This window comes from Gordonia sesuvii, from assembly GCF_036350415.1.
GTDB classification, from domain to species: Bacteria; Actinomycetota; Actinomycetes; order Mycobacteriales; family Mycobacteriaceae; genus Gordonia; species Gordonia sesuvii.
This window is the reverse complement of record NZ_JAZDUF010000016.1, coordinates 1-1991: the sequence shown is the minus strand read 5'-3', so window position 1 is coordinate 1991 and position 1991 is coordinate 1. Positions and strand designations below refer to the sequence as shown.

The 1991-nt window shown below is 63.1% G+C and carries 1 protein-coding gene; it reads right to left on the bottom strand.

Annotated features, from left to right (window positions below):
- Positions 1–114 precede the first annotated feature (114 nt).
- Positions 115–1569 (bottom strand): group II intron reverse transcriptase/maturase, encoded by a 1455-nt coding sequence (ltrA, locus tag VZC37_RS24635; RefSeq protein WP_330437422.1) that lies wholly within the window; start codon positions 1567–1569, stop codon positions 115–117.
- Positions 1570–1991 lie beyond the last annotated feature (422 nt).

Sequence of the window (1991 nt, the reverse complement as noted above, 5' to 3'; positions counted from 1 at the left end):
GCATTGGTAGTCAGGGGCGCGGTGCTCGCAACGCGAGTCCGTTTCCCCATCCCCCTTTCAATCCGTGCATGCGGTTTTCCCGCACACGGCTTACCGATGATCTTCTGTGCATGGTTACGCTGCCTTCGGGTAGCGGATAGTGCCGCGCAAACGGTGCAGGCCGTGCCCGTTAAACCACTCTTCAGTCCACTGATCGGCTTGTCCAGCACGCAGATTGCGGCCCCGCTTCTTCACTTGCAAGCGGTAGAGCCGCCACACCACATACTTGTCGATCTCACGGAACTTGACGGCGGCGTTGCCGGTCCGAAAGTAGTTGCCCCAGCCCCGCAGGATCGGATTGATCTCCGCAATCACCACGCGGATATCAGTACCGACACGGTGACGACCCGAACGCTCACGCACCTTGGCACGTAACCGCTTCATCGCCATCCGGCTGGGCCAACGATGCAGGTAGTAACGCACAATGCCGCGTCGCTCCCACAACCGCCCCGACATGCGCGCCCGGAAATGACAACCCAGAAAGTCCAGGCCCTCACGCCCCTCACGCAGGTCGACCACCTTCGTCTTGTCCGGATGTAGTCGCAGCCCCAACGACGCCAAGATCTCTCCTACCGCCGCCAAAGCGTGCTCGGCCTGTGCCGCACTGCGGCACAACACCACACCGTCATCGGCGTAGCGCACCAGCTCACCCACCCCTCGGGCAGACAACTCGGTGTCGAGCACATGGAGATAGATGTTGGCCAACAACGGGGAAATCACCCCGCCCTGAGGCGTGCCCGCGACCGACCGCGTCACCTGCCCCGCCACCATCACTCCTGCCTGCAACCACAAACGCAGCAGCTTGAGCATCCGCCGATCCGAGACCCTCCGGCCGACCTCCACCAGCAACCGCTCGTGATCGATCTCGCCAAAGTAGTTCGCGATGTCGAACTCCACCACGAACCGGTGACCCTCGATGAAGCCGGTACGCAGCCGCTCCATCGCCCCGGTGGCCGAACGCTTGGGCCGGAAACCGTACGAGCACGGCAGAAAGTCCGCCTCGAAAATCGGTTCCAACACAATCTTGGCCGCCGCCTGGACCACCCTGTCTCGCACCGTGGGAATCCCCAACGGCCGCACCCCACCCTGTGGTTTCGGGATATCGACCCGACGCGTCGGCGCCGGACGATACACGCCCTCGCGAAGGTCACGACGCAACTCACGCAGCATGCGGTCCACGCCGTAATCCTCCACCGCAACCAGAGTCATTCGATCGACCCCGGCCGCACCCTTGTTCTTACGCACTCGTTCCCACGCCTCCCACAGGACGTCACCCCTGTAGACACGGTCATACAGAGCGTGGAAACGCCGACCCTTCGACTGCTTGGCCGCAGCCCATAGCGTTCGTTGCAGTTCTCGCACTTTCACCGGGGCAGAACGCAACGGCGCCTCCTCGGCTACGACAAGCGATAGCCTGTCGGGGAAGTTGGACCGAGAAACCTCGGTCATGCCCTCGTGCTTACCCACTCCGCCCGCATGATCAAAGTTGGGACCCTTCCCTCCCGACGCGTTGTGCTCCACGCCGATCATCGGTACTACGCTCCCATCGGACTCCCGCTGCCCTCCAGAGGATTTCGCCATCGGCTTATACCCCTGGTCTTTGCCTGACGAAGGCCAGACAGACGGGTCTCTCCTGTTCCGAACCAGACTGTGTGTACGTGCCGTCTCCCCTACCCCGGAAGGACCCACCAGCTGACCCCGGAACAGGGCATGGCGGACATGGCCTTCGCCGTGACATGAGCGGCTCGGCTCCTCCGTTGTGATTGTGACGAGGCTGCAGAGTTCGCTTCACGCTACGGCCCGCACACTTGCTCCCTCCGAAGAGGCTCTCGACACCCCGCTCAGCCCGCCACCTCTCGACGACGAACCGGGGCCTGCTACCCGGCGTTCCGGTACCTACCGGGACGGGACTCCCACCCGCTAGTCCAGTCCAGCTTTCAGGACGCACCATG